The organism is Pantoea sp. SIMBA_079 (assembly GCF_046940275.1).
GTDB lineage: Bacteria > Pseudomonadota > Gammaproteobacteria > Enterobacterales > Enterobacteriaceae > Pantoea > Pantoea borealis.
Genome location: NZ_JAWRYR010000687.1, coordinates 1 through 249, shown reverse-complemented (window position 1 = coordinate 249; position 249 = coordinate 1). Strand labels below are relative to the sequence as shown.

The 249-nt window shown below is 67.9% G+C and carries 1 protein-coding gene; it reads left to right on the top strand.

The genetic code is table 11. The annotated features are described in order from the left end of the window. A partial coding sequence (locus tag SB719_RS21720; protein ID WP_412159969.1) for a hypothetical protein occupies window positions 1–249 on the top strand: 249 nt, incomplete at both ends.

Genomic DNA, 249 nt, shown 5'->3' with positions numbered 1-249 from the left:
GTCCAAGTACAGCTGCCCGGTCTGCGACTACGCCCTGCCCGCGCTCGAGCCGCGCCTGTTCTCGTTCAACTCGCCGGTCGGCGCCTGCCAGACCTGCGACGGCCTCGGCGTCAGCGAATTCTTCGATCCCGACCGCGTGGTCGTGCATCCCGAACTGTCGCTGGCGGCCGGCGCGGTGCGCGGCTGGGACCGTCGCAACGCCTACTACTTCCAGCTGCTGCAGTCCCTGTCGAAGCATTACGGCTTCGA